Here is a 23,793-nt window from a genome sequence, read left to right on the forward strand (position 1 = left end):
CCGCCCATGTGCAACGAAATCGGCCGCCGCGCCGCGCTGCTTACCCTAGCATCATAGCCGTCGCGGGCGGTCTCTCCGCCACTCCGCTCGCTTGTCCAATCGATTGAGGACCCGAACTCGCGCGACCGGCAGAAGGCTTCTCACCTCGTCAGGCATCATGTCGCCTTTCGCGATGTTGCACAGGATGCACGCGGCAACGGTGTTCTCGCGGCTATCCTCGCCGCCGCGCGAGCGGGGTATGCAATGATCCAGCGTCGGCCGCGTCAGCAAGGCGCCTGCTTCCATCTTCACCGCACAGTAAAAGCAAAGGTCATTCTGTCTGCGCAGGTGGTAAGCCAGCCATTCCCTACGCCGTAGAACCGTCGGTATGGGACTTTCGCGATTGGTCCAGGCGGTATCGATCTCCGCCTGCTTGATCCGCGCTTGTTGCTCCGCGTCGGACTCGTCGATCATGATGGTGGTTTTCGGGTGTCAGGATGACCACCAACCCCGCGGCAGCAGCCCATCTTGCGTTTCGCTCCGGCGGAGGCGGCTATCGAGGCAAGACCGCCACCGCCGATATAACGCGGGCCCGACGCGGGAGTAAATCCCGCGTCGTCATACGGCGCTCTCGGCGCCGGCCGGGCGGGCAGCGGTTCGTCTGATTTAGCTCCGCTAAATCTGCACGCTGCCCATCATGTGCAACGAGATTCGCCGCCGCATCGCGCTCGGCCAGATGCACGACAACTTCTCGCACCTCCGCATCCCCCTCAACTTCCCCAAGGGCATACCCGACCTCGACGTCGCCGACAGCATCCGCATCACCGATCCCACGCTGATCGTCCGCCCCGCCCCGCGCCCGCAACCCTCCCCCACCCCGCTCGTTGAGCGGGCGTATCGGATCAGGAGATCGTTCATGTCCCGCCTGTCGCTGCTCGCGCTCGTCTCGGTTCCCGCGCTCGCGCTCGGGGCGTGCAGTCAGAAGACGCAGGACGCGGCGTCGTCGACCGCGAACTCCGCGTACAATGACAGCGCCGCCAATCTCGACGCGGCGGGGAACGCCGCCGACAATGCGGGCGATGCGGCGGCGCCCTCGCTCGATCGCGCCGGCGATGCCGCCTCCAACGCCGCCTCGGCGACCGGCGACGCGGTCGAGCGCGCGGGCAATTCGATCTCCAACACCGCTCGCTGAGCACGGCGGCGGTAGCCGGTCTCGCCTCCGCCCGTGTCGGCTCGCGTCGGCCGCCCGCCGTCGGCGCCGCATCGGCCGTCGGCGAGTGGTTGGTGCGGATCGAGCGGCTGGTGGAGGGGGCTGGATTCGAACCAGCGTACGCTTGCACGGGCAGATTTACAGTCTGCTGCCTTTAACCACTCGGCCACCCCTCCAGGGCTCGCCTGAGCGAGGCGGCTCTCTGCGGGATGGAGGCTTGCCTGTCAACGCGAGGCCGTGGAAAAGCGCGGCCATGCGCAGAGGCCATCGCCCGTCCGCCGCCCCACAGGGCCGTATCCGGCTGTGGGGTCGCCACGCCGTCACCGCCGCGCTCGCCAATCCGGAGCGCCGCCCCGCCAAGCTGTGGGCGACGCGCGAGGCGGCGCACGCGCTGGCGCTCGCGCCGTCGCTGCTGCCCGTCGCCTATGCCGACGTGACGGACCTCGCGCGACTGGTGCCCGCCGACGCGCCGCACCAGGGGCTGGTGCTCGATACCGATGCGCTGCCCGATCGCTGGCTGGACGAACTGTTCGAGGCGGCGGAGGCGGGCGGCGAGCGGCGCCCGATCGTGGTGCTCGATCAGGTGACCGATCCGCACAATGTCGGCGCCATCCTGCGCTCCGCCGCCGCCTTCGACGCGGTCGGCCTCGTGACGCAGGATCGCCACGCGCCGCCCGAATCGGGCGCCCTGGCGCGCGCCGCGTCGGGCGCGCTGGAGGCGGTGCCGTGGGTGCGCGTCGTCAATCTCGCGCGCGCGCTGGAGGAGATGGCCGCGGCGGGCTACTGGCGCGTCGGGCTTGCCGGCCAGGCGGGCGCGACGCTCGGCGAGGCGATGGTGCCCGGCCGACTGGCGATCGTGCTCGGCGCCGAGGGCGAGGGCCTGCGCCAGAACGTGGCCGGGCACTGCGATACTCTTGCGCGCCTGCCGATCAGCGCGCGCGTGGAGAGCCTGAACGTCTCGAACGCCGCCGCCATCGCGCTCTACGCGGCAGCGACGCGAGGCTGAGCCCTAGTCCTCGGGCGCAACCGTGACCTTGAGGCCGTCGAGCTCGTCGCTGAGTGAGAGCTGGCAGGACAGGCGCGACGTCTCGTTGCGATGCTCGGAACTGTCGAGCAGATCGCTCTCGTCGTCGCTCATCTTCGGCAGCCGATCGACGAAGGTCGGATCGACGTAGACGTGGCAGGTCGCGCAGGAGCAGCAGCCGCCGCACAGCGCCAGCAGTTCGTCGATGCCATCGTCGCGGATCGCCTCCATGACGCTCAGGCCCGCATCGGCATCGATCTCGCGGGTCTCGCCCTCGCGCGTTGTGACGATCAGCTTCGGCATCTTATCCTCTGGTACATGACCTCGTCGAAGGCGCGGGCTATGGGGGAGCATCGGCGGCAATACAAGACGGGATGGCGGATAGTGGGGCTCGGCGCGGAACAGCTCGCGGGGGCGATGGCGGCGCTCACGGAACGGGAGCCCGCCTTCGCGCGCGGCGTGGAGCGCGCCGGCGCGCCCGCCCCGCGCATCTCGCCGCGCGGCTACGCGACGCTGCTGCGCACGATCGTCGGCCAGCAGGTGAGCGTCGCCTCCGCGCAGGCGGTGTTCGGGCGGCTGGAAGCGATGCTCGGCGACGTCGCCGATCCCGCGCTGCTCGCGGGTGCCAGCGACGAGCGGCTGCGCGCCTGCGGTCTCTCGCGACAGAAGATGGGCTACGCGCGCAGCCTCGCCGGGCTGGTCGCGTCGGGAGAGCTAGACTTGGCGCGGCTGCCGGAGGACGACGAGGCGGCGATCGCGGAGCTCGTCCGCATCAAGGGCATCGGGCGCTGGTCGGCGGAGATCTACCTGCTGTTCGCGGAAGGACGGGCGGACGTCTGGCCGGCGGGCGATCTCGCGGTGCAGATCGAGGTGGGGCGGATCATGGGGCTGACCGCCCGCCCCGACGAGAAGGCGACGCGCGCGCTGGCGGAAGCCTGGCGCCCGCATCGCGGCGCGGCGGCGATCTTCGCCTGGCACCACTATGCCTGGTCGACGGCGCGCAAGACGGACGCGGTCCCACTCTAGGACCGGGGCGGGTGAACGGCCTTGTCCGGCTGACGACCGACGGCCATAGCGGCGACGCTCAGGGAGAAACGCCATGTCGCACTTCGTCGCTCGGCAGGCGTGCCCGGTCTGCGGGGAGACCGGCTTCGAGGCGGTGTACGAGGCGCCGTATCGCGGCGACCCGGTACGCGGCTTCCTGGACAGTCATTATGCCGATCAGGGCTTCGTCGACTGGTCGCTGTTCGGCGACGAGGCGTACGAGGTCGTCCACTGCCCGCGCTGCGACCTGCTGTTCCAGCGGCTGGTGCCCGACGATGCGCTGCTCGCGCGCATCTACACCGAAATGACGCAGCACGAGCGTGTCGCGGCGATCGAGCGCGCGATGGTGACGCGGGACAGCGTCGACAAGGTCGCGGGCGAGTTCGCGCACCTGTTCCGGCTGACTGGCAAGCCGATCGCCGACATCACGGTGCTCGACTACGGGCTCGGCTTCGGGCGCTGGGCGCGGGTGGCACGTGGGCTCGGCGCCACGGTCTACGCGACCGAGATCGGCGAGGAGAAGCGACAACTCGCCCGCTCGCTGGGCATCGAGGTGATCGACGACGCCGACATCGACGCGATGCAGTTCGACATCGTCCATACCGAGCAGGTGATGGAGCATCTGATCGAGCCGGGACGCGACTTCGCGCGGCTGGCGCGCGCCACGCGGCACCTGCTCAAGGCCGCGGTGCCGGCGCGCGGGCGCGCGGGGGAGTTGCTGCGCTCGCGGGGGTTGCCCGCCGTATCCCCCTATCGCCGAGCGGCGCAAGGCGAGCGGATGGGGCGCGATGACGACGCCTTCATCTCGATCCAGCCGCTGGAGCATCTCAACGCCTACTCGGCGACGACGATGCGCTGGCTGGGCGAGCACAACGGCTTGGCGCTCGCCAGCCGCGTGCGGCTTGGGACGGTGTCGGTGGACATGACCTCGCCTAAGCGACTTCTCGGCTCGCTGAAGCAGCTCGGCACGATGGCGGCGAAGGCGACGCTGCGGCCCGATCGCGGCTATTATCTCTTTCGCCGCGCGGCCTGAGCTTGGCACATTCCGCCAAGTGTCGGTGGAAGCCACCCGCGGGCCGTCGCGTTTTCCTCGGTAAGACTACGTTAAGCCGTCTGGCACGATAGCTGCTTGATAAGGGTGGTCGAGGCGGCCTGAGCCGCTCTCCCACGGAGTACCAGCGATGACGCAAGCCGCGCAAGCTACCGCAACCGGACAGAAGGACAGCCTTATCGGCATCTGCGCCGCGATCGGCGAGGATTTCGGCTTTAACCCCGACATCCTGCGCGTGGGGCTGGCGACCGGCCTGCTGTTCGTGCCGATGATCGTGTTCGGCTTCTATGTCGCCGCCGGCGCGGTCGTGCTGCTGAGCCGAGTGATGTTCCCGGCACGCCGCCGCGCGACCGCCGCTGTCGTCGTCTTGCCGGCACCCGCGGCACCGCAGCCGGAGCCCGAGCGGATGCTCGAGGCGGCCTGAGCCTCAGGCGGCGGCGAGCAGGCGGCGGGCCTGCGCGCGTGCCTCGTCGGTGACGGTGGCGCCCGACAGCATCCGCGCGATCTCCTCCCCGCGCGCGCTGTCGTCGAGCGCCTGCACGCCGGTGCGCGTGACGAGCCCGTCATGCGCCTTGGCGATCAGGAAATGGCGATCGGCGCGCGCCGCGACCTGCGGGCTGTGCGTGACGACGAGGAGCTGCGCGCCTGCCGAGAGCCGCGCCAGCCGCTCGCCGATGGCGGAGGCGACCGCGCCCCCGACGCCGCGATCGATCTCGTCGAAGATCATCGTGCGCGCCCCCCCGGCTTCCGCCAGCGCCACCTTCAGCGCCAGGATGAAGCGCGACAGCTCGCCGCCGCTCGCGATCTTGGTCAGCGGCGCGAATGGCGCACCCGGATTGGTGGAGATCAGGAACTCGACGCGGTCGCGCCCCTCCGGTCCCCACTGCGCCTCGGGTGCCGGCTCCAGCGCGGTGCGGAAGCGCGCGGCGTCGAGCTTGAGCGGGGCGAGCTCCGCCGCCACCGCCGCGTCGAGCCGCGTCGCGGCGGCTTGGCGTGCCGCCGTCAGCGCATCCGATGCCGCTTCATAGGCACCACGCGTTTTGGCGGCGGCGTGGGTCAGCGCAGCGATGCCCGTCGCGCCGTCCTCGATCTGCGCCAGCCGGGCCACGAGGTCGGCAGCGAGCGCGGGCAGCGCGTCGGGCTGGACGCGGTGCTTGCGCGCGATCCCGCGCAGGTCGAACAGCCGTGTCTCGATCGCGTCCAACCGCGCCGGATCGAAGGCGAGCGTTGCCGCCGCCGCCGCCAGCGCGTCCTCGGCCTCGGACGCCTCGATGACCGCGCGGTCAAGGGCGGCGAGCGCAAGGCCCAGCCCCTCATGCTCGGGCGCGATGCGATCGAGCCGGCGAGCGGCCTGGCGCAGCCCGGCGAGCGCGCCGTCCGATCCGTCGAGATGCTTCGACACCGTCGCGAGATCGTCGACAACCCGCGCGCCCTTCTGCATCCGCGATCGCTCGTCGGCGAGCGCCTCCTCCTCACCCTCCTCCGCGCCGAGCGTCGTCAGCTCGGCCGTGGCATGTTCCAGCCACTCGCGATCGGCGTCCGCCGTCGCGAGCCCCGCCTCCGCCTCCGACAGCGCCTGTTCGGCCTCGCGCCACGCCGCGTAGGCTGTCGCCGCCAGCCCCGCGTCGACCCGGCCGAACGCGTCGAGCAGGCGACGGTGACCCTGCCGGTTGAGCAGTCCGCGATCATCGTGCTGGCCGTGGATCTCGACGAGCCCCGCGCCGAGTTCGCGGAGCAGCGCGGCCGAGACCGGCTGGTCGTTCACCGCCGCGCGGCTGCCGCCATCGGCCTTCACGATGCGGCGCACGATCAGCGGCTCGCCGGGCTCGCGCTCGATCCCGGCCTCGTCGAGGATCGTCGCCAGCCGCGCGTCCTCCGCCTCGAAACTAGCCGTCACGACGGCCTGCGCGGCGCCCGGCCGCACAAGGCCGCTATCGGCGCGCGCGCCGAGCGCGAGGCCGAGCGCATCGAGCAGGATCGACTTGCCCGCCCCTGTCTCGCCGGTGAGCGTCGCGAGGCCGCTCGCGAAATCAAGTTCCAGCGCCTCGATCAGCACGACGTCGCGGATGGCGAGCCTCGTCAGCATCGCCGCTATCTAGGGGATCGTTGGGCCGGCGGGAACGGCCGCACTACGCCTTCTTGTCGAGGTAGCGCGGCGCACGCTTGGTCATCAGATCGTAGGCGCGCTCATACCATTTGGAGCCCGGGTAGTTGGCGCCGAGCACGGCGGCCGCCTTCTCCGCCTCCGCCGGCACGCCGAGCGCCAGGTTGCTCTCGACCAGCCGCTCCAGCGCCTCGGGCACGTGGGTGGTGGTCTGGTACTGGTCGATCACGACGCGGAAGCGGATCACCGAGGCGAGCCACTGCCCGCGCCGCTGGTAGAAGCGCCCGATCTCCATCTCCTTGCCGGCGAGATGGTCGTTGACGAGGTCGATCTTGAGCTTCGCGTCGGCGGCATACTTGGTGTCGGGATAGCGGCGCACCAGCTCGCCCAGCGCGTCGAGCGCCGACTGCGTGACCTTCTGGTCGCGCGTGACGTCGTTGATCTGCTCGTAATAATCCACCGCGATCAGGTAATAGGCATAAGGCGCGTCGCGGTTGCCTGGATGGATCGACAGGAAGCGCTGCGCCGACTTGATCGAGCTCGAATAGTCGCGCCCGAGATAGTAGCTGTACGCGCTCATCAGCTCGGCGCGGCGGGCCCAGATCGAGTAGGGATGCTGCCGCTCCACCTCGTCGAAGAGCTGGGCGGCGAGCTTGTAGTTCCGCTTGTCGAGCGCGTCGGTCGCCAGGCTGTAGAGCGTGTCGACGTCGCGCGCGATGTAGCGCTGGTCATTGGGCTTCTTTCCGCCCCGGCTCGCGCAGCCGGCGACCGGCGTCAGGAACGCGGCCGCGAGACCGGCGACGAGGAGCGGAGAGCAAGCGAGGCGGCGCATGGCCGGCACCCTTAGCGGGTGCGCACGCGCGGGGGAAGCGGCGGACGGTGGGGGAAGGATGCGCCGTTAACCCGCGCGTGGCATGAGCGTGGCGATGCTGCGCGTGCTCACCCTCTCCACGCTGTTCCCGGACGCGGTGCGGCCGAACTTCGGCGTGTTCATCGAGCGCCAGACGATCGAACTGGCGGCGCGCGGCGACGTCGAGGTCGAGGTGGTCGCCCCGCTCGGTATCCCGCCGCTCGTCGGCGGGCTGCACCCGCGCTGGGCGGCACTGGCGAGGCTACCGGAGCGGGAGACGTGGCGCGCGCTCACCGTCCATCGGCCGCGCTTCGCGGTGGTGCCGGGCGTCGGCTGGGCGAGCCCGCACCTGCTGGCGGCGGCGCTGCTGCCCGTGCTGCGCGACATCCGCCGGCGATTCCCCTTCGACGTGATCGACGCGGACTTCTTCTGGCCGGACGGCCCGGCGGCGGTGGCGCTCGGCCGCAGGCTGGGCGTACCGGTGTCGGTCAAGTCGCGCGGCGCCGACATCCATTTCTGGGGCACGCGGCGGACGACGAGGCGTCAGGTGCGCGCCGCCGCACGCCACGCGGACGCGATGTTGACGGTGAGCGCCGCGCTCAAGGCCGACATGGTGGCGCTGGGAATGCCGGCCGATCGCATCGACGTGCACTATACCGGCGTCGATCTCGATCGCTTTCGCCCCGCTCCGGACCGCGAGGCGGCGAAAGCGGCGCTCGGCCTCTCGGGTCCACTATTCGTCGCGGTCGGCGCGCTGATCCCGCGCAAGGCGCACCACCTGGCGATCGAGGCGCTGGCGATGCTGCCGCGAGGCACGCTGATGATCGCGGGCGAAGGCGCCGAGCGCGACCGGCTGCGCGCGCTCGCCGACGGGCTGGGGCTCGGCGACCGGGTCCGTCTGCTCGGCCGTGTCGCGCAGGCCGAGCTCACGCCCTACGTCGCCGCCGCCGACGCGGCCGTGCTGGTCTCGGTGTCCGAGGGCCTCGCCAACGCGTGGGTGGAGGCGATCGCGTGCGGCACGCCCGTCATCGCCAGCGACGCGGGCGGTGCCGCCGAGCTGATCGACCGGCCGGAGGCGGGGCGCATCGTGCCGCGCGATCCGGCGGCGATCGCGGATGCCATGCGTGAGGTTCTGACCGCCCGCTTTCCGGCGGGCGTGGTGCGCGAGACGGCGCTGCGCTTCACCTGGGAGGCGAACGCCCGGCAGCTCTTCGAGGTGCTGAGCGGGATCGTGGAGGCGCGGCGTCAGGCCAGCGCGTAGAGCGCCGCCGCGACCGCGCGATCCTCGCCGCGCACGATCACCCAGGCGCGGGCGGCGGCGCGGCTGTCCATCGCCTCGATGCCGATGCCGCGCGCGTCCAGCGCCGCGACGAGCGGGGCAGGCGGGCGGCGGTACGACGCGCCGGTGCCGAGCAGCAGGAACTCCGGCTTGGGATCAAGGATCGCGGCCAGTTCGAGCTCGTCAAGCGCCTCGAACGCGGGTGGCTCCCACTCTACCGCACGCGACGGCGTCAGCAGCACGCCGCGCAGGTGGACAATGCCATCGACGCGGAAGCCGCCGTTTGCGATCCCCTGAAGCACGGGGCCGCCCACCGCCTCCTCCGGAACGAAGGTGGGCACCCTACTTCCTCGGCCCGATCCGCTCGGCGTTGGCGCGCGCCGTCTTGCGCGCGTCGGTAGCGGCGGCGACCTGCTTGAAGCGCGAGCGATCGAGCCCCAGCGAGATCAGCAGCGACGACGAGACGTAGATCGACGAGTAGGTGCCGACGATCACGCCCAGGATCATCGCGCTGGTGAAGCCGCGCAGCACGTGGCCGCCGAACAGCAGCAGCGAGACGAGCGCGAGCAGGATGGTGAGCGACGTCATCACGGTGCGCGGCAGCGTCTCGTTGACGGAAAGGTCGATCAGCTCGCCGATCGGCATCTGGCGGTATTTGCGCAAATTCTCACGGATGCGATCGTCGATCACGATCTTGTCGTTGATCGAGTAGCCGACGATGGTGAGCACGGCGGCGACGATGTTGAGATCGAACTCCAGCCCGGTCAGCGCGAAGAAGCCAAGCGTCATCAGCACGTCGTGAAAGATCGCGACGAAGGTGGAGACGCCGAACTGCCACTCGAACCGGAAGATGCCCCAGATGGCGATCAGCGTGACCGCCGCGACGACTGCCGCGATGCCGCGCCAGATGAGCTCGCCCGAGACCTTGCCCGAGACGGTCTCGACGCGGTTGTAGCGGACACCGGGGAACTGGCGGCTGAGCGCCCCCTCCACCTTGGCGACGAGCGCGTTGTTGGCGCCCTCGTCGGACGAGCGCGGCAGCGGTAGCCGGATCGAGATGGTCGAGGGATCGCCGAACGACTGGATGCCGGCATCGCCGACGCCCAGCCCGTCGACCTTGCTGCGCACCTGATCAAGCGGCGCGGCGCCCGGGAACTTGGCCTCGATCATCAGCCCGCCGACGAAATCGACGCCGAGATTGAGCCCGCGCACCGCGACGAGGCCGACGGCCGCGATCGACAGCAGCAGCGTCAGCGCGAACGCGATGCCGCGCAGGCGCACGAAGCCGATGTTGGTGTTGTCGGGAACGAGCTTCAGCAGGCGCATGGCTGGCAGGGCCTCAGATGTGGATCGCGGTCGGGCGCTTGGCGCGGAGCCACCCCGCCACCAGCATCCGCGTGAACAGGACGGCGGTGAACACCGAAGTCGCGATGCCGAGCAGCAGCACCACCGCGAAACCCTTCACCGGGCCGGAGCCCAAGAGCAGCATGACGATGCCCGATATGGCGTGCGTCACGTTGGCCTCGAAGATGGTGCGTGACGCCTCCTTGTAGCCCAGCTCCACCGACTGGATGATGCCCCGGCCCCGCCGCCGCTCCTCGCGGATGCGCTCGTTGATGAGCACGTTGGCGTCCACCGCCGTGCCGATCGTCAGCACGAAGCCGGCGATGCCGGGTAGCGTCAGTGTGGCGTTCAGCAGCGCCATCGCGCCGAGGATCACGAACACGTTCAGGATCACGGCGAGGTTCGCGTAGACGCCGAAGCGGCCGTAGGTGAGCAGCATGAAGGCGACGATCGCCACCACCGCGATCACGCTCGCCACCACGCCGGCATGGATCGAATCTGCGCCCAGCCCAGGCCCGACGGTGCGCTCCTCCACCGTCTTGAGCGCGATCGGCAGCGCGCCCGACTGCAGCGAGATGGCGAGCTGCTGCGCGCTGTCGACGGTGAAGCTGCCGCTCACCTGCGCCGAGCCGCCAAGGATCGGCTCGTTGATGCGCGGGGAGGAGAGCACGACATTGTCGAGGATGATCGCGAACGGTTTGCCGACATTCTGCTGCGTCACCTCGGCGAAGGCGCGGGCGCCGCGCGTGCCGAAGGTGATGTCGACCACCGGCTCGTTGGTCTGCGGCTGGTAATCCTGCCGTGCGGTGGCGAGATCGGTGCCGGTGATGATCGCGCGGCGCTGCACGGCGATGGCGCCGCCGCCCACGGTCTTGAGGATCTGGTCGCCGATCGGCGCCTGCCCCGCCGCCACCTTGGCGGGATCGGCGCCGACGTCGACCAGCTTGAACTCCAGCTTGGCGGTCTTGCCGATCAGCGCCTTCAAGGCCGCGGGGTTCTGCTCGCCCGGCACCTCGACGAGGATGCGGTCCGATCCCTGTCGAACAATCGTCGGCTCCTTGGTGCCGAGCGCGTCGATGCGCTTCCTGACGATGTCGGTCGCGCCCTCCATCGCCTGATCGACGAACTGGGCGATGCCCCCTTGCGTCGGCGTCATCACGATGCGCGACGAATCGACGACGCGCACGTCCCAGTCACGCGTGCCCGTAGAGCCGACGGGCGCCGTCAGCGTGCGGATCTTCTCCACCGCCGCGTCCACCCGCGCCGCATCGCGCACGAAGAAGGAGAGTGCGCCGTTCGCCGTCGAAATGTCGCCGATCTCGATGGCCGGGCTCATGCCGCGCATCGAGTCGCGGATCGTATCCTCCATCGACGTGATCCGCGTGCGCGCGACGTCGGCGGTGTCCGCCTCCAGCAGGATGTGGCTGCCGCCGGCGAGATCGAGACCCAGGTTGACGCGCGGCATGTGCGCGAGACCGAGCTGGCGGGCGGTCGCGTCGGGCGTCAAGCTGGGAACCGCGAACAGAACGCCGAGGAGCAGTGCCCCCCAGATCAGCACGACCTTCCAGCGCGGGAAATCCAGCAGGCCCATCTGCGTCAGTCGTTGGCGGGCTTGGCGGGGCCGCGCACCTCGGTGAGCGTCGACTTGACGACGCGGACGCGCACGCCGTTCGCGATCTCCACCTCCGCCTCCTCGCCGTCGACCCGCGTCACCCGGCCGATCGTGCCGCCGCCGGTGACGACGGTATCGCCCCTCTTGAGCGCATCGAGCATGACGCGGTGCTGCTTCATCCGCGTCTGCTGCGGGCGGATCAGCAGAAAATAGAAGATCGCCACCATCAGCACGATGGGGATGAAGCTGGAAAAGGCGGCGAGGCCCGAGCCGGGAGAAGCGCCGGCGGTCTGCGCGAGGGCGGGAGACGAGAACATGGGTTGCTTTGGGCCCGGCTGGCGGGCTTGCCAAGCGGCGGCCCTCAAGAGCCGGCGCGACTATCACGCCCCCCGTCGGCTTGCCAAGCCCGCCCCGCTTGGCTAGGGGCCGCCGCCTGGATCGGGGCGTAGCGCAGCCTGGTAGCGCATCAGACTGGGGGTCTGGGGGTCGCAGGTTCGAATCCTGTCGCCCCGACCAGCCTTCCGCATCGGCGGGAGGGCGGCCGGTGGGTCGCTTGAGGAAAAAAGCGTTTTCCTACATGAACCTCCATGGTTATATGCACCAGCTTGCCAACGGGAGCAGGCGCCATGGACCCCACCCACTTCATCGACGAGCTGATCGCGCGCGAGGGCGGCTACGTCGCCCGCTCCGACGATCGCGGCGGCCCGACCCGCTACGGCATCACCCGCGCCGCCGCCGCCGCGCATGGCTGGCACGGCGACATGGCTCGGCTGCCGCGAGAGCTGGCAGCGCGCATTTATCACGCCGACTATTGGGTGCGGCCGGGGCTCGGCCGGGTCGCGGAGCTGGCGCCCGAGGTGGCCGGTGAGCTGTTCGACACCGGCGTCAACATGGGTCCGGCGGCGGCGGCGGGCTTCCTGCGCCGCGCGCTCAACGCACTCAACCGCGCCGCCTCCGACTATCCCGATATCGCCGCGTCGGGCGCGATCGACGACGCCGCGATCGCGGCGCTGCGCGCCTTCCTACGCGTGCGCGGACCTGCGGGCGAGACAGTGCTGGTCCGCGCACTCGATGCGCTTCAGGGCGAACGCTACATGGCGCTGGCGGAGAAGCGGCCCGCGAACGAGGCGTTCCTGTACGGCTGGCTCGCCAACCGGGTCGGCTGAGCATGGCCGCATCCTCCTCCCCGCTCGACGCCGAGACCGTGTCGGCCGACCGTTTCACCAGCCGCGCGCGCCCGGCTTTCCTCTACGTCATGTATGCGCTGCTGCTCGGCGCCTTTCCGATGGCGGCGATCGCGGCGGTGCGCCCGGCCGCCGCCGCCGCCATGACGCGCGCAATCGCCGCCTATCTCGCCGCCATCCCGGAGCCGCTCTACGCGCTCTTCGGCACGGGCTATCTCGGCTATACAGTGATGCGCGAGTGGGGGAAGAAGGGGCGGTAAAGGTGGGCGGCTCCACGCGCCGTTCCTCGTCGCCAAGCGCCATCGCTCGCCCAGGATCGGTTAGCACGGACGGCCTCGACTTCACCAGCCGGTGGCGATCGGCGACGGGGCGGCTTGGCGGTCGGTCCGTCATCCGCCCGGACGTGACATCGGCGGCAACACGGTCATCGGCCCGCCGCGGCGTTTCCGAAAGCCTGCCGGGCGTCGTCTCGGGCCGTTAGGCGCCTTGCCGCCTCGCGCGCCGCGCTCAGCCCCTCGGCACCGCCGCAATCCGCTCCGTCGTCTCCTTGAGCAGCTCGGCCGCCGTCGTGTCGTCCACTCCGTCGCCGGACAACTCGACATAGGCGAAGGTGCCGCCAACCGTTGTGCCCGCACGCCAGCCCCACGCGCTCTTGGCGACGAAGCCGTCGCGACCGACCTCCGGAAGCGACGTGGCACCCGGCGGCCGGGGATAGTCGCGCGCGTCGGCGACGCTCATCTCGCGGACGATGGCTCGGCCCTTGCCGGACTTCGCGGGCCAGCGGCAGCCGTTCGTCTCGATGCGCTTGCCCTCGCCCACGTCGAGCGTGGTGACGAGCCCGATATCCTTGGCGGTGAACAGGCGGCACGGGTTCGGCCGCTCGGGCGCGGCCTGATCCTCGTCGGAGCGGCCGCCACCGAACGCGGTGACGGTTCCGCTGTCGTTCCGTGAGCAGCCGCCGGTCAGCAGCAGTGCGACGAGCAGCAGGCGGGCGGAGGGCGGAGTCATGGGCTAGCAATAGCAAAACCGGCCCGCGGAGGAAACAACCGACCCGGCCCGGCACGCCGGCACCAAAGCGCACTGGACGCGCGGCGGACGCTCTGGGAAGGTCGGCCGCGACGCGGGGGACGAGATCCATGGAAAGCAGCATCGCCGTCGGCGGCACCGACACCGCCAAGCCGCTCAACCTGCGCAAGCGCGTGGAGATCGTGTCGCGCGCGGTGCGCCTGCCGGGCGCGCGCGTGCTCGACGCCGGCTGCGGAGCGGGAGAGTATGTCCTCGCGATGGCCGAACTCGGCGCCGAGGCAGAGGGCATCGAGTATGTCGAGGCAAAGGTGGCGGAGTGGCAGGCCTCCCACCCCGGCGATCCGCGCGTTCGTCGCGGCGATCTGGCGGGATTGGATTTCCCCGACGCCCGTTTCGATGCCGTGCTGCTCAACGAGGTGCTGGAGCATGTGCCGGACGACCATCGCGCGCTGGACGAGCTCTTCCGCGTGCTCAAGCCCGGCGGCACGCTGATCCTGTTCTCGCCCAACCGCTACCATCCCTTCGAGACGCACGGCGTGCTGTCGAAGAAGACGGGGCGCAATTCGGGCTTCCTGCGCACCTTCCTGCTGCCCTGGGTGCCGGTGGCGATCGGCGCGCGCTTCGTCGACTATTGGTCGCGCAACTATTGGCCGCTGGAACTCCGCCGTATGGTCGAGCGCCACGGGTTCGAGACGGCATCGCACTCCTACGTGTGGCAGACCTTCGAGAACATCAGCGGCGACAGGCCTGGCTGGGTAGCGCGGATCGTGCCCGTCGCGCGCTGGATTTCGGCGACGGCCGAGCGTCTGCCCTTCTTCCGCCGCTTCGGCGTATCGCAACTCATCGTGGCGCGGCGGCCGGCAAGGGCCTCCTAAGCGGACGGCGGCGAACTGTCAGCCGGCCGCGACCATCTGCGGATAGCTCTCCTCCGTCGCGGGGGCAGCCTCCAGCTGCGGACGGTGGACGAGGCGGAGGTGGCGGCCGCCGACCTCGCGCAGCAACCGCTCGCCCGTCTCGTTACGGCGCGCCGCCCAGCGCCAGCGCCGGACGCGACCGACCAGCATCAGCACGAGCGGCCAGGCCAGCGTCGCAGCGATATCACCCAGCGTGTCGTCCCACCGCCAGGCACCGAAATACAGCCGATCCACTGCCTCGTTGGCGAGCTCGGCGGCAATCACCGGCACCAATGCGTCGAAGGACCCGCGGCGGGGCCGCAGCGCGAGTTGCGCCAAGACGTAGAGGCCGAGTCCGACATGGACGTGCATCGCCCGATCGGACATGCCCGTCCAGTTGAGCAGCTTCGAGGCGAGATCGTGGTAGGTCGTCGCGAGTTCGAGAAGCAAGACCCGGTCCCCCGTGCTGCGGCGCCTGGCACCGCACCGTTAACGACAGGCCGCACGCGAACTTGAGCGACGGGTCCCCGGCACCGCGAGCGAGCCCCACCGGCGCGTTCAACGGCTGCCATGAGCGCCGGCGGCCCGCCAGCGGGCGCGCGTCACCAGTGCAGCGGCGTCGCGGGCAACAGTGCCTCGGCACGCAGCCCCCCGGCCCGCCCGATCCGCATCTCGTGGACGGCGATGCCGCGCGTGCGCGCCGCCTCGCACTTCAACCGCCAATTGTCGCTCGAATAGGGTCCGAGCGCGGGATCGCACTCGACGAAGATCGTCTCGACCTGCCCGGTGGCCGCAGTCGGCCCGTCTCGTCGCGTCTCCTCGTGCACGCAGCGCCACCAGACCTCCTGCACGAGGAGGTCCTCGCCGTAGGGACGGGCACGATCCGGGCGCTGGATCGAAACGTAGCTGCCAATCGACGGCAGCATCGGCGCGGCCATGGTGACGGCATAGTCGGGCTCCACCGTGCCGAAGCCGCGCACCACGAGCGTGAAGTAAACAAGAGACCCGTGCTCGGCTGTCGCGACGGGCCTGGACGGCAGCGGCGACGGCGCGACGGGCGCGATCGGCATATGGACCTCCCGATCCGGTGCGGGCGTCGCCTCGACCGACTCCGGCTCGGCGGCGAGCTGCGGCCGCGTATGCTCGGCAGCCTTCGGCCCCGTGCGCTCGGCCGCGTCGTCGACCGGCCGCCACACGACGCATGTGCCGCGCGGCGGCAGCATCCACTTGCCGCCAGGACGCCGAACGAGCGACGTGCCGCATCGTCGGCAGGTGGTGATATCGTGCGTCGGTCCCTTGAAGCGGCGCACGGCGGGAGCGTGGCCGGCAACAGCGCAGAAACCTCGGGCCAGTGCCGGCAGACGCACCCGTCAGCTCCTTGATCGGGGCCAGCCCCGCACGAGTGCCATGCCACGGAACACTCGCTCAGGAAGAAGCGGACCATCCCTACTCCTCCCATTTCGGGACAGGAGACGACGCGGACAGGCTTAACGCGCCGGTTACCGCTTACTCCTAGAGCATCCCGCCACACCGATCCTCGGTACCGTGGGGTGCGTCAGTGAAGTTCGAGACCGATCGTCGTGCGCGCGCGCGATTCCTCCTCACCGCTGGCTGCGCGATCGTCACGGCTCCCGCCGGCGCTACCACGCTCGCGGACGCGCTCGCGGCGACCTACGCGAACAATCCGACGCTCAACGCCCAGCGCGCTTCGCTCCGCGCCACGGACGAGCAGGCCGCGATCGCGCGCGCCGGCGGGCGGCCGCAGGCGGATCTCTCCGCCACCTACGTGCGCGGCATCGGCGGACTGCGCGCGGTCAACGGCTACAACCAGGCGGTCAACGCAGGCGCCAACCTGAACGTGCCGATCTACCAGGGCGGCCGCGTGCGCAACGCCATCCGCGCCGCCGACGCGCGCTCCGCGACGGGCCGAGGCGATTTGCGTGCGGCCGAAGGCGACCTGATGGTCGCGGCGATCACCGCCTATGCCGACGTGCTGCGCGACCGCGAGGTGCTGGCGCACAACCGCGCCAACGTGGACGCGCTGGACGGCGACATGCGCTCCAGCGCCACCCGCCAGCGCGAGGGCGACCTCACCCGCACCGACGTCTCGCAGTCTCAGGCCCGGCTGGAGATCGCGCGCGGCGCGCTCGCCACCGTGGAGGCGCGGCTGGCGCGCAGCGAGCTCGATTTCCGGCGCGTGACCGGGCTCGCACCGGGGCCGCTCGCGGCGGTGCCCCCCCTCCCCAGCCTGCCCGCCGACGCTGACGACGCCGAGCGCGTGGCGCTCGCCGACAATCCCGCGCTGGAGGCGGCGGCGGGCGCGATCCGCGCCGCCCGCTACGATGCCGCCGGCGCGCGCGGCGCCGGGCTGCCGACGCTGTCGCTTACCGGCACCAGCAGCTACTACGCGTACAAGGATCGCTTCGCCGGCTATGGCGACACCAGCGGCAACGCCAACCAGGTCGGCGCTTCCTTTACCCTACCGCTCTACCAGGGCGGCATCGTCTCGGCCCGCGTGCGCGCCGCCAATGACGCGGTCGCGCAGGCGCTCGACCAGCAGGTGGAGGTGGAACGGCAGGTCGTCACCGACGTCCGCGCCGACTATGCCGACTATCGTGCCGCGCTCCGCTCGATCGAGGCGGGCGAGCGCGCGGTGGAGGCGGATACCTCCGCGCTGACCGGCGTGAGGACCGAGAACAAGGCGGGCTTCCGGCAGTTGCTCGACGTGCTCAACGCCGAACTGGAGTTGCTGAACGCGCGCGAAGGGCTGGCGGCGGCGCGGCACGACGCCTTAGTCGCGGGTGCGCGGCTGCTGGCATCGATGGGGATTGCCGATCTCGCGCATCTCGCACCCGACGCCGCCACCGCTCGCTACGATGCCGAAGCCAATGCCCGCGCCGCGCGGCGCGCGCTGCTCGATCTGCCCGGTGCGCGCGCCGCGAAGGCGGGGCTCGCAAAGCCGGTCTACGGGCCTGTGCCGCCGATCGCCGACGATAGCAGCCGCTAGCGGGCGGCACCGCCGATCGCGGAGAGATGTCAGGCGAAGATGGCGAAGCCGAGGCCGAGCACCACGGTCCAGCAGGCGATCGCCGCGCCCGCGATCGCGCCGGCGCGGACGCCGCGCGGATAGCTCGCCACCTGCGGCGCAGGCGCCGGCGTCGGACGCGCCGAGGCGAACGGCCCGTCGCGCGTCAACGCGTCGAGCATCGCCGCGTCGAGCGGGTCCGCGAGGCGACATCCGTAGCGGTCGTCGCTCGCGTGGACGACGATGGCGGCGAGCGGCGCCGACGCGCCGATCGTTACCGCGATGGCGGCGCCCTCCGGCAGCACGCGCGCGGTCTCGATCCCAAAGCCCGTGGCGGAGAGATCGCGGACGACGGCGTTCTCGCTCACATCGCCATAGTCGACGAGCGCCCACATCCGAACGGACTGACGCTCCTCGCGCATCGCGGGCCTGTCGAGTTCCTTGAGACGCGTGGCCATGACCGTCGGGTTCCGCAAAAGAGTGCCGTGGACGATTGCCGCTATGCCCTTATTCCGGTTGCACCTTCTGCACCGGACCTGGTTAACGCACGGCTCACGACGCCGCTCGTCCGCCCTGCCTGCCGCGCCGGGCGGCAGCAGTCGGCGGTGGTGCGAGGCAGGCTCCACCCAGCTTGCCGTTCGGCTTTGAGCCCGGCAGCGACGGCCTCGAGCTCGTCTGCAAGGCTGATATCCGCCCGTCGGTCGTCGATGTCGCTCTTTAGGCGGTCATCACCGCGCAAGAGGCGCCGCCCACGGTGCGGCTTCGCCATGCGCGCTCGGCGTCAAGCGCGCGATCGCGCCGGTCTTCGGGTCGCCGACCGGACATGCTCCAGCACCGGGCGAGCGATCAGCTGCCGTCCAGTACGGCGTCGATAGCCTCGCCGACATCGCCGATGTCCGCCATGCCGTCGACGCGCGCAACGAGACCGCGCGCCTCGTAGTAGGGCAGGATCGGAGCGGTCTTGGCGCGGTACTCGGCCATGCGGGTGCGCACCGTCTCCTCGTTGTCGTCGGGACGCCGCTTGAACTCGTGGGAGCCGCAAACGTCGCAGGTGCCCTCGACACGGGGGCGTTTGAAGGTCTCGTGATACCCCTCGCCGCACGCCGCGCACGTGAAGCGCCCGACGATCCGCTCGACCAGCGCATCCTCGTCGACGCAGAGTTCGATCACCCCATCGAGCTGCTGGCCGCGCTCGGCAAGCAGCAGGTCGAGCGCCTCGGCCTGCGGCTGCGTCCGGGGATAACCGTCGAAGATCGCGCCGCCGAGCGCGGCGGGATCATCAAGACGCTCCCCGATCAGTGCCGAGACGATCGCGTCGGAGACGAGGCCGCCCGCGTCCATCACCGCCTTTGCCTCCAAGCCCACCGACGTTCTGGCCTTGACGGCGGCGCGGAGCATGTCGCCAGTCGAGAGCTGGACCATTCCACGCTCGGCAACGAGGCGGCTCGCCTGGGTGCCCTTGCCCGCCCCCGGCGGCCCCAGCAGGATGATGTTCAACGCCGTCTCCCTCTCCGCGCGCGCCATCGCTCAGCCCCGTCGCGCGCCCTTCAGCTTCGCCTTCTTGATGAGGTCGCCATATTGGTGCGCGAGCAGGTGGCTCTGGATCTGCGTCACAGTGTCCATTGTCACGTTGACGACGATGAGCAGGCTGGTGCCGCCCAGCGCCATCGACGGCACGTTGAAGGCCTTCACAATGAATTCGGGCACCAAGCAGATGAAGGCTAGGTAGATCGCACCGATGACGGTGACGCGCGTCAGCACGTAATCGAGATAGTCGCCTGTCGCCCGGCCCGGCCGGATGCCGGGAATGAAGCCGCCGTGGCGCTTCAGATTGTCCGCCGTCTCCTCCGGATTGAATACCACGGCCGTGTAGAAGAAGCAGAAGAACACGATGCCGACCGCGTAGAGCGTCATGTAGAGCGGAGAGCCGTGCTGGAGCGCCGTCGTCATGCCGATCAGGAAATCGGAGAAGCGGCCCTGCCCCTGCACCCGGTTGCCCGCGAACTGCGCCACCGTCAGCGGCATCAGCAGCAGCGAGGAGGCGAAAATCGGCGGGATCACGCCCGACGTGTTGATCTTGAGCGGCAGGTAGCTCTTGTCGCCCTGCATCATGCCGCGCGCGGTCTGGCGCTTCGGATACTGGATCAGCACCTTACGGACCGCGCGCTCCATGAAGCAGATGCCCGCGATCAGCGCGAAAGCAAGCGCCAGCACGGCTACGATGACCAGCGGCGAGATCGAGCCGGTGCGTCCGCTCTCGAACAGATTGCCGATGACAACCGGGAGCTGGCTTACAATGCCCGCCATGATGATGAGCGACACGCCGTTGCCGACACCACGCGAAGTGATCTGCTCGCCCAGCCACATCAGGAACATGGTGCCGCCGATCAGCGAGATCACGGTCGTCACGCGGAAGATGAGGCCGGGGACGACGACGGCCGCGATCCCGGAAGAGGCGCCCCAGCTCTCCAGCCCCACCGAGATGAAGTAGCCCTGGATCGCGGTGAGCAGCACGGTCAGGTACCGCGTATACTGGTTGAGCTTCTTGCGCCCGCTCTCGCCCTCCTTCTTGATCGCCTCTAGCTGGGGAGACAGCGAGGTGGCGAGCTGCACCACGATCGACGCGGTGATGTAGGGCATGACGCCGAGCGCGATCAGGCTCATGCGATGCAGCGAGCCGCCGGAGAAGGTGTTGAAGAAGTCGAGCACACCGCCATTGGTCTTTTGGAACAGCGAATTAAGCGCACGCGGATCGATGCCTGGCAGCGGCACGAACGAAAGCAGGCGGAACACGATCAACGCGCCGACGGTGAACCATAGCCGCTTCTTGAGCTCGGTCGCCTGGCCGAACTTGGACAGGCTCAGGCCGGCGGCCATCTGGTTGGCGGCAGTTGCCATCGTGCGTGTATGCCCTCGAAAACAGGAACGGCGGGAGCGACCCTCGCCGCGCCCGCCGTTACCCATATAAGCCGCTATCGCGCTTGTCTAAGTCCGATACGGCAGATCGGCGCCACGATCAGCCGGCCTTGCGCCTCGCGTCGCGAACGCTGTTCTTCTTGGCCGCGGCCTTCTCGGCCGCCGGCACGACCTCTATCACCTCGATCGATCCGCCCGCCGCTTCGACGGCGGCCTTAGCGGCGGCACTGGCGCCGGCGACGCGGAAGGAGAGCTTGGCGGTCAGCGCGCCCTTGGCGAGCAGCCGCACGCCATCTTTGCCGCCGCGCGCGACACCCGCCGCCTTCAGCGCGACGTGGTCGACCGTGCCATCAGCCGACAGCGTGCCCGCATCGACCAGCTTCTGGATCTGGCCGAGGTTCACCTCGGCATGGTCCTTGGCGAACGGATTGTTGAAGCCGCGCTTGGGCAGCCGCATGTGAAGCGGCATCTGCCCGCCTTCGAAGCCCTTGATCGAGACGCCCTCGCGGCTCTTCTGGCCCTTCTGGCCGCGCCCGGCGGTCTTGCCCTTGCCCGAGCCGATGCCACGGCCGACCCGCATCCTGCGGTGGCGCGCGCCCTCGTTGTCGCGGATGTCGTTGAGTTCGTAAGCCATCGTCTGCACTCGCTTTCGCTTATGTCGCGCAACTCGGGCGGGGCGTCAGCCCTCGCTCACGGTCACCATGTGATGCACCTTGCGGATCATGCCGCGCACCTCGGGAGTGTCCTCCAGCTCGCGCGTGCGGTGCATCTTGTTGAGGCCGAGCCCGATCAGCGTCGCGCGCTGATCCTGCGTGCGGCGGATCGGCGATCCGGTCTGCGTGATCTTGATCGTTGCCATCATGCTTACTCCGCGATCGCCGCCGCGTCGGCCTGTGCCTCGGCAACGTCCGTTCCGCCGCGGCCGAGCAGGTCAGCGATGCGCTTGCCGCGCCGCGCCGCTACCGACTTGGGGCTGGTCTGTTCCCGCAACGCCTCGAAGGTAGCGCGAATCATGTTGTAGGGGTTCTGCGTGCCCGTCGACTTGGTGACCACGTCGTGGACGCCAAGCGATTCGAAGATCGCACGCATCGGGCCGCCCGCGATGATGCCGGTGCCCTGCGGCGCCGACCGGACATAAACCTGCCCCGCGCCGAAGTGCCCGGCACCGTCGTGGTGCAGCGTGCGCCCGTCCTTCAGCGGCACGCGGATCATCGCCTTCTTGGCGGCCGCCGTGCCCTTGGAGATCGCCTCGGGCACCTCGCGCGCCTTTCCCTTGCCGAACCCGACACGACCCTTGCCGTCGCCGACGACGACCAGCGCCGCGAAGCCGAAGCGCTTGCCGCCCTTCACCGTCTTGGAGACGCGATTGATGTGGACGAGCTTCTCGACAAACTCCTCGCCGCCGTCGTCGCCGCCACGATTGTCACGCCGGCCGCCGCGATTGTCGCGCCCGCCACGCCCGCGATTGTCGCCACCGCCGCGCCCGCGACCGCCGCGGGGGCCACGCCCGCCGGGACCGCCCGGGCCACCGCCGGGTCCACCTGGGCCACGTTCGTCGCGCTGCTGCGGAACGGTGCCCTCGGTGCCCACCGCGCTCTGCTCGGCGCCGGGCGCCGCGTTCTGCACTTCGTCAGCCATATCAGAACTCCAGACCGCCCTCGCGGGCGGCGTCGGCAAGCGCCTTGACGCGCCCGTGGAAGAGGAAGCCACCGCGATCGAACACCACGGCGGAGACGCCAGCTGCCTTGGCGCGCTCGGCCACCCGCTGTCCGACTGCGGTCGCACCCGAAACGCCTGCGCCCGACGAGCCGCGGACATCCTTGTCGAGCGTCGAGGCAGAAGCAACAGTGCGTCCGGCGGCGTCATCGATGATCTGCGCGTAAATGTGCCGGCCCGAGCGGTGGATCGACAGGCGCGGGCGACTGCCGCCCTTGGCGCGGAGCGCCGTGCGCACGCGCTGGCGGCGCTTGGCGAAGACGGTGAGCTTGGCCATCTTACTTCTTCTTCCCTTCCTTGCGGAAGATGAACTCGCCCGCGTACTTGATGCCCTTGCCCTTGTACGGCTCGGGCTTGCGCCAGCGGCGGATCTCGGCGGCGACCTGGCCGACCTGCTGCTTGTCGATCCCGGTGATGTTCACCGTGGTGGGATCGGGCGTCGCGATCGTGATCCCCTCTGGGATCGTGAAGTCGACATCGTGGCTGTAGCCGAGCTGCAGCTTGAGGTTCTTGCCCTGCACGGCGGCGCGATAGCCGACGCCGGTGATCAGGAGCTGCTTGGTGAACCCCTCCGTCACGCCGGTGACCAGGTTCTGCACCAGCGTGCGCTGCATTCCCCAGAACGCGCGCGCGCGACGCCCGTCGTTGGCGGGCTGCACCGAAACGCCACCCTCCTCTACCGCGTAGGAGATCTCGTCGGTCAGGCTCATGGTCAGCGTGCCCTTCGGCCCCTTGACCGACAGCTCGCGCCCCTGGATCGAGGCGGTGACGCCCGCCGGCACGGGAACCGGCTTCTTGCCGATACGGCTCATCAGAAGACCTCCGCGAGAACCTCGCCGCCGACATTCTGCTCGCGCGCTTCCGCGTCGGAGAGAACGCCGCGAGGCGTGGATACGATGGTGATGCCGAGCCCGTTGCGGATCACCGGCAACTCCTTAGAGCCCGAATAGACCCGACGCCCCGGCCTGGACACGCGCGCGACATGCTGGATCGCGGGCTGACCCTCGAAATACTTCAGTTCGATGCGGATGCCGGGGTGCTCGTTGAGCGCTTCCTCGGAATAGCCGCGAATGTAGCCCTCGCGCTGGAGCACGTCGAGCACGCGGGTGCGGAGCTTGGACATCGGCGACAAGACCGAGTCCTTGCGCGCGCGCTGGCCGTTGCGGATGCGGGTGAGCAGGTCACCCAGCGGATCGTTGATCGCCATGCTATGCCCTTACCAGCTCGACTTGGTCACGCCGGGGATCATCCCCTTGTTGGCGAGATCGCGCAGCATCACGCGTGCGAGCTTGAACTTTCGATAGTAGCCGCGCGGACGCCCGGTCAGCTCGCAGCGATTGCGGATACGCGTCGGATTGCCGTTGCGCGGCAGCTCCGCCATCTTCAGCCGCGCGATGAGCCGCTCGCCGTCGTCGACGCCCTTGTCGGCCGCGATAGCCTTCAGCTTCGCGTACTTGGGGGCCGTCTTCGCGACGAGCTTCCTGCGCCGCTCGTTCTTCAAGATCGAACTCAGTTTCGCCATGGACTTAAGCTCTC

At 69.9% G+C, this 23,793-nt stretch carries 31 protein-coding genes and 2 tRNA genes; 11 read left to right on the forward strand and 22 right to left on the reverse strand.

Annotated elements, in window-relative coordinates; all coding sequences use genetic code 11:
- Positions 1-51: 51 nt before the first annotated feature.
- Positions 52-453: an HNH endonuclease gene (locus ACOFKX_RS14930; protein ID WP_419827868.1), complete on the reverse strand. Its 402-nt coding sequence runs from the start codon at positions 451-453 to the stop codon at positions 52-54.
- A 223-nt stretch (positions 454-676) separates the two neighbouring features.
- Between ACOFKX_RS14930 and ACOFKX_RS14935 the strand changes: the two genes are divergently transcribed.
- Entirely contained in the window at positions 677-1,171 is a 495-nt protein-coding gene (locus tag ACOFKX_RS14935) for a hypothetical protein (protein WP_419827869.1), read from the forward strand.
- 108 nt (positions 1,172-1,279) lie between these two features.
- Here ACOFKX_RS14935 and ACOFKX_RS14940 read toward each other — a convergent pair.
- A tRNA-Tyr gene (locus ACOFKX_RS14940) sits at positions 1,280-1,365 on the reverse strand.
- Between the two features lie 77 nt (positions 1,366-1,442).
- Between ACOFKX_RS14940 and ACOFKX_RS14945 the strand changes: the two genes are divergently transcribed.
- Complete coding sequence (locus ACOFKX_RS14945) at positions 1,443-2,195, forward strand: TrmH family RNA methyltransferase (protein WP_419827870.1); 753 nt, start codon at positions 1,443-1,445, stop codon at positions 2,193-2,195.
- Between the two features lie 3 nt (positions 2,196-2,198).
- Here ACOFKX_RS14945 and ACOFKX_RS14950 read toward each other — a convergent pair whose 3' ends face one another.
- A complete protein-coding gene (locus tag ACOFKX_RS14950) occupies positions 2,199-2,516 on the reverse strand; it encodes a 2Fe-2S iron-sulfur cluster-binding protein (RefSeq protein ID WP_419827871.1) in 318 nt (105 codons plus the stop codon).
- An 81-nt stretch (positions 2,517-2,597) separates the two neighbouring features.
- Here ACOFKX_RS14950 and ACOFKX_RS14955 point away from each other — a divergent pair, with 81 nt between their 5' ends.
- The 3 genes from ACOFKX_RS14955 to ACOFKX_RS14965 all read left to right on the forward strand — a co-directional run bounded on the left by ACOFKX_RS14955 (position 2,598) and on the right by ACOFKX_RS14965 (position 4,732).
- On the forward strand, positions 2,598-3,239 hold the full coding sequence (locus ACOFKX_RS14955) for a DNA-3-methyladenine glycosylase family protein (RefSeq protein ID WP_419828274.1): 642 nt from the start codon (positions 2,598-2,600) through the stop codon (positions 3,237-3,239).
- Positions 3,240-3,312: 73 nt separating this feature from the next.
- Positions 3,313-4,290 (forward strand): class I SAM-dependent methyltransferase, encoded by a 978-nt coding sequence (locus ACOFKX_RS14960; RefSeq protein ID WP_419827872.1) that lies wholly within the window; start codon positions 3,313-3,315, stop codon positions 4,288-4,290.
- Positions 4,291-4,438: 148 nt separating this feature from the next.
- A complete protein-coding gene (locus tag ACOFKX_RS14965; RefSeq protein WP_419827873.1) occupies positions 4,439-4,732 on the forward strand; it encodes a PspC domain-containing protein in 294 nt (97 codons plus the stop codon).
- Between the two features lie 3 nt (positions 4,733-4,735).
- Here ACOFKX_RS14965 and recN read toward each other — a convergent pair whose 3' ends face one another.
- Together recN and ACOFKX_RS14975 are read right to left on the reverse strand one after the other, a co-directional pair.
- Positions 4,736-6,394 carry a DNA repair protein RecN gene (recN, locus tag ACOFKX_RS14970; RefSeq protein ID WP_419827874.1) on the reverse strand — a complete coding sequence of 553 codons (1,659 nt, stop codon included), beginning with the start codon at positions 6,392-6,394 and terminating at the stop codon, positions 4,736-4,738.
- 43 nt (positions 6,395-6,437) lie between these two features.
- Positions 6,438-7,244: an outer membrane protein assembly factor BamD gene (locus tag ACOFKX_RS14975; RefSeq protein ID WP_419827875.1), complete on the reverse strand. Its 807-nt coding sequence runs from the start codon at positions 7,242-7,244 to the stop codon at positions 6,438-6,440.
- An 82-nt stretch (positions 7,245-7,326) separates the two neighbouring features.
- On the opposite strand from ACOFKX_RS14975, the gene ACOFKX_RS14980 reads away from it, so the two are divergent.
- Entirely contained in the window at positions 7,327-8,523 is a 1,197-nt protein-coding gene (locus ACOFKX_RS14980; protein WP_419827876.1) for a glycosyltransferase, read from the forward strand.
- Here the strand turns inward: ACOFKX_RS14980 and ACOFKX_RS14985 are convergent.
- From ACOFKX_RS14985 to yajC, 4 genes are read right to left on the reverse strand one after another with little or no spacing between them, the layout of a single operon-like run.
- On the reverse strand, positions 8,508-8,882 hold the full coding sequence (locus ACOFKX_RS14985; RefSeq protein ID WP_419827877.1) for an Mth938-like domain-containing protein: 375 nt from the start codon (positions 8,880-8,882) through the stop codon (positions 8,508-8,510). The two genes, ACOFKX_RS14980 and ACOFKX_RS14985, sit on opposite strands and share 16 nt — an antisense overlap.
- Position 8,883: 1 nt before the next feature.
- The gene (gene secF, locus ACOFKX_RS14990; RefSeq protein WP_419827878.1) at positions 8,884-9,867 is read right to left on the reverse strand and encodes a protein translocase subunit SecF; all 984 of its coding nucleotides are present in this window, start codon (positions 9,865-9,867) and stop codon (positions 8,884-8,886) included.
- Between the two features lie 13 nt (positions 9,868-9,880).
- Complete coding sequence (gene secD, locus ACOFKX_RS14995) at positions 9,881-11,476, reverse strand: protein translocase subunit SecD (protein ID WP_419827879.1); 1,596 nt, start codon at positions 11,474-11,476, stop codon at positions 9,881-9,883.
- A 5-nt stretch (positions 11,477-11,481) separates the two neighbouring features.
- On the reverse strand, positions 11,482-11,814 hold the full coding sequence (gene yajC / locus ACOFKX_RS15000; RefSeq protein ID WP_419827880.1) for a preprotein translocase subunit YajC: 333 nt from the start codon (positions 11,812-11,814) through the stop codon (positions 11,482-11,484).
- 122 nt (positions 11,815-11,936) lie between these two features.
- On the opposite strand from yajC, the gene ACOFKX_RS15005 reads away from it, so the two are divergent.
- The 3 genes from ACOFKX_RS15005 to ACOFKX_RS15015 all read left to right on the forward strand — a co-directional run bounded on the left by ACOFKX_RS15005 (position 11,937) and on the right by ACOFKX_RS15015 (position 12,941).
- A tRNA-Pro gene (locus tag ACOFKX_RS15005) sits at positions 11,937-12,013 on the forward strand.
- Between the two features lie 110 nt (positions 12,014-12,123).
- The gene (locus ACOFKX_RS15010; RefSeq protein ID WP_419827881.1) at positions 12,124-12,663 is read left to right on the forward strand and encodes a glycoside hydrolase family 108 protein; all 540 of its coding nucleotides are present in this window, start codon (positions 12,124-12,126) and stop codon (positions 12,661-12,663) included.
- 2 nt (positions 12,664-12,665) lie between these two features.
- A complete protein-coding gene (locus ACOFKX_RS15015; protein ID WP_419827882.1) occupies positions 12,666-12,941 on the forward strand; it encodes a 3TM-type holin in 276 nt (91 codons plus the stop codon).
- A 247-nt stretch (positions 12,942-13,188) separates the two neighbouring features.
- Here the strand turns inward: ACOFKX_RS15015 and ACOFKX_RS15020 are convergent, their stop codons facing one another.
- On the reverse strand, positions 13,189-13,689 hold the full coding sequence (locus ACOFKX_RS15020) for a hypothetical protein (RefSeq protein WP_419827883.1): 501 nt from the start codon (positions 13,687-13,689) through the stop codon (positions 13,189-13,191).
- Positions 13,690-13,817: 128 nt separating this feature from the next.
- Here ACOFKX_RS15020 and ACOFKX_RS15025 point away from each other — a divergent pair, with 128 nt between their 5' ends.
- Entirely contained in the window at positions 13,818-14,582 is a 765-nt protein-coding gene (locus tag ACOFKX_RS15025; RefSeq protein WP_419827884.1) for a class I SAM-dependent methyltransferase, read from the forward strand.
- An 18-nt stretch (positions 14,583-14,600) separates the two neighbouring features.
- On the opposite strand, the gene ACOFKX_RS15030 is transcribed toward ACOFKX_RS15025, so the two are convergent.
- Entirely contained in the window at positions 14,601-15,050 is a 450-nt protein-coding gene (locus ACOFKX_RS15030; protein WP_419827885.1) for a hypothetical protein, read from the reverse strand.
- Positions 15,051-15,202: 152 nt separating this feature from the next.
- Complete coding sequence (locus ACOFKX_RS15035) at positions 15,203-15,967, reverse strand: hypothetical protein (RefSeq protein WP_419827886.1); 765 nt, start codon at positions 15,965-15,967, stop codon at positions 15,203-15,205.
- 191 nt (positions 15,968-16,158) lie between these two features.
- On the opposite strand from ACOFKX_RS15035, the gene ACOFKX_RS15040 reads away from it, so the two are divergent.
- Entirely contained in the window at positions 16,159-17,607 is a 1,449-nt protein-coding gene (locus tag ACOFKX_RS15040) for a TolC family outer membrane protein (protein ID WP_419827887.1), read from the forward strand.
- 29 nt (positions 17,608-17,636) lie between these two features.
- Here ACOFKX_RS15040 and ACOFKX_RS15045 read toward each other — a convergent pair whose 3' ends face one another.
- From ACOFKX_RS15045 to rpsN, 10 genes are all read right to left on the reverse strand, one after another.
- Complete coding sequence (locus ACOFKX_RS15045) at positions 17,637-18,083, reverse strand: PilZ domain-containing protein (protein WP_419827888.1); 447 nt, start codon at positions 18,081-18,083, stop codon at positions 17,637-17,639.
- Between the two features lie 388 nt (positions 18,084-18,471).
- The gene (locus ACOFKX_RS15050; RefSeq protein WP_419827889.1) at positions 18,472-19,122 is read right to left on the reverse strand and encodes an adenylate kinase; all 651 of its coding nucleotides are present in this window, start codon (positions 19,120-19,122) and stop codon (positions 18,472-18,474) included.
- Between the two features lie 30 nt (positions 19,123-19,152).
- On the reverse strand, positions 19,153-20,523 hold the full coding sequence (gene secY, locus ACOFKX_RS15055; protein WP_419827890.1) for a preprotein translocase subunit SecY: 1,371 nt from the start codon (positions 20,521-20,523) through the stop codon (positions 19,153-19,155).
- Between the two features lie 118 nt (positions 20,524-20,641).
- On the reverse strand, positions 20,642-21,175 hold the full coding sequence (gene rplO, locus ACOFKX_RS15060) for a 50S ribosomal protein L15 (protein WP_419827891.1): 534 nt from the start codon (positions 21,173-21,175) through the stop codon (positions 20,642-20,644).
- Between the two features lie 45 nt (positions 21,176-21,220).
- Positions 21,221-21,400, reverse strand: a complete 180-nt coding sequence (gene rpmD, locus ACOFKX_RS15065; protein ID WP_419828275.1) for a 50S ribosomal protein L30 — start codon at positions 21,398-21,400, stop codon at positions 21,221-21,223.
- 5 nt (positions 21,401-21,405) lie between these two features.
- On the reverse strand, positions 21,406-22,179 hold the full coding sequence (gene rpsE / locus ACOFKX_RS15070) for a 30S ribosomal protein S5 (RefSeq protein ID WP_419827892.1): 774 nt from the start codon (positions 22,177-22,179) through the stop codon (positions 21,406-21,408).
- Position 22,180: 1 nt separating this feature from the next.
- Positions 22,181-22,534 (reverse strand): 50S ribosomal protein L18, encoded by a 354-nt coding sequence (rplR, locus tag ACOFKX_RS15075; RefSeq protein WP_419827893.1) that lies wholly within the window; start codon positions 22,532-22,534, stop codon positions 22,181-22,183.
- 1 nt (position 22,535) lies between these two features.
- A complete protein-coding gene (rplF, locus tag ACOFKX_RS15080; RefSeq protein WP_419827894.1) occupies positions 22,536-23,069 on the reverse strand; it encodes a 50S ribosomal protein L6 in 534 nt (177 codons plus the stop codon).
- The gene (gene rpsH / locus ACOFKX_RS15085) at positions 23,069-23,464 is read right to left on the reverse strand and encodes a 30S ribosomal protein S8 (protein ID WP_419827895.1); all 396 of its coding nucleotides are present in this window, start codon (positions 23,462-23,464) and stop codon (positions 23,069-23,071) included. Before rpsH ends, rplF begins: the two co-directional genes overlap by 1 nt.
- 9 nt (positions 23,465-23,473) lie before the next feature.
- The gene (rpsN, locus tag ACOFKX_RS15090; RefSeq protein ID WP_419827896.1) at positions 23,474-23,779 is read right to left on the reverse strand and encodes a 30S ribosomal protein S14; all 306 of its coding nucleotides are present in this window, start codon (positions 23,777-23,779) and stop codon (positions 23,474-23,476) included.
- Between the last annotated feature and the right edge of the window lie 14 nt (positions 23,780-23,793).

It is taken from the genome of Sphingomonas sp., assembly GCF_965200105.1.
Lineage (GTDB): Bacteria > Pseudomonadota > Alphaproteobacteria > Sphingomonadales > Sphingomonadaceae > Solisphingomonas.

Bases quoted from the DNA above. Each gene is read 5' to 3' on its own strand.
- ACOFKX_RS15010 (WP_419827881.1), top strand. From the start codon at position 12,124: ATGGACCCCACCCACTTCATCGACGAGCTGATCGCGCGCGAGGGCGGC.
- ACOFKX_RS14930 (WP_419827868.1), bottom strand. From the start codon at position 453: ATGATCGACGAGTCCGACGCGGAGCAACAAGCGCGGATCAAGCAGGCG.
- ACOFKX_RS15020 (WP_419827883.1), bottom strand. From the start codon at position 13,689: ATGACTCCGCCCTCCGCCCGCCTGCTGCTCGTCGCACTGCTGCTGACC.
- rpsH (WP_419827895.1), bottom strand. From the start codon at position 23,464: ATGGCGATCAACGATCCGCTGGGTGACCTGCTCACCCGCATCCGCAAC.
- ACOFKX_RS15045 (WP_419827888.1), bottom strand. From the start codon at position 18,083: ATGGCCACGCGTCTCAAGGAACTCGACAGGCCCGCGATGCGCGAGGAG.
- ACOFKX_RS15015 (WP_419827882.1), top strand. From the start codon at position 12,666: ATGGCCGCATCCTCCTCCCCGCTCGACGCCGAGACCGTGTCGGCCGAC.
- ACOFKX_RS15025 (WP_419827884.1), top strand. From the start codon at position 13,818: ATGGAAAGCAGCATCGCCGTCGGCGGCACCGACACCGCCAAGCCGCTC.
- rplO (WP_419827891.1), bottom strand. From the start codon at position 21,175: ATGGCTTACGAACTCAACGACATCCGCGACAACGAGGGCGCGCGCCAC.
- recN (WP_419827874.1), bottom strand. From the start codon at position 6,394: ATGCTGACGAGGCTCGCCATCCGCGACGTCGTGCTGATCGAGGCGCTG.
- ACOFKX_RS14975 (WP_419827875.1), bottom strand. From the start codon at position 7,244: ATGCGCCGCCTCGCTTGCTCTCCGCTCCTCGTCGCCGGTCTCGCGGCC.
- secD (WP_419827879.1), bottom strand. From the start codon at position 11,476: ATGGGCCTGCTGGATTTCCCGCGCTGGAAGGTCGTGCTGATCTGGGGG.
- ACOFKX_RS14960 (WP_419827872.1), top strand. From the start codon at position 3,313: ATGTCGCACTTCGTCGCTCGGCAGGCGTGCCCGGTCTGCGGGGAGACC.
- ACOFKX_RS14965 (WP_419827873.1), top strand. From the start codon at position 4,439: ATGACGCAAGCCGCGCAAGCTACCGCAACCGGACAGAAGGACAGCCTT.
- rpsN (WP_419827896.1), bottom strand. From the start codon at position 23,779: ATGGCGAAACTGAGTTCGATCTTGAAGAACGAGCGGCGCAGGAAGCTC.
- ACOFKX_RS14950 (WP_419827871.1), bottom strand. From the start codon at position 2,516: ATGCCGAAGCTGATCGTCACAACGCGCGAGGGCGAGACCCGCGAGATC.
- rpmD (WP_419828275.1), bottom strand. From the start codon at position 21,400: ATGGCAACGATCAAGATCACGCAGACCGGATCGCCGATCCGCCGCACG.
- ACOFKX_RS14980 (WP_419827876.1), top strand. From the start codon at position 7,327: ATGAGCGTGGCGATGCTGCGCGTGCTCACCCTCTCCACGCTGTTCCCG.
- secF (WP_419827878.1), bottom strand. From the start codon at position 9,867: ATGCGCCTGCTGAAGCTCGTTCCCGACAACACCAACATCGGCTTCGTG.
- rplF (WP_419827894.1), bottom strand. From the start codon at position 23,069: ATGAGCCGTATCGGCAAGAAGCCGGTTCCCGTGCCGGCGGGCGTCACC.
- ACOFKX_RS14945 (WP_419827870.1), top strand. From the start codon at position 1,443: ATGCGCAGAGGCCATCGCCCGTCCGCCGCCCCACAGGGCCGTATCCGG.
- secY (WP_419827890.1), bottom strand. From the start codon at position 20,523: ATGGCAACTGCCGCCAACCAGATGGCCGCCGGCCTGAGCCTGTCCAAG.
- yajC (WP_419827880.1), bottom strand. From the start codon at position 11,814: ATGTTCTCGTCTCCCGCCCTCGCGCAGACCGCCGGCGCTTCTCCCGGC.
- rplR (WP_419827893.1), bottom strand. From the start codon at position 22,534: ATGGCCAAGCTCACCGTCTTCGCCAAGCGCCGCCAGCGCGTGCGCACG.
- rpsE (WP_419827892.1), bottom strand. From the start codon at position 22,179: ATGGCTGACGAAGTGCAGAACGCGGCGCCCGGCGCCGAGCAGAGCGCG.
- ACOFKX_RS14935 (WP_419827869.1), top strand. From the start codon at position 677: ATGTGCAACGAGATTCGCCGCCGCATCGCGCTCGGCCAGATGCACGAC.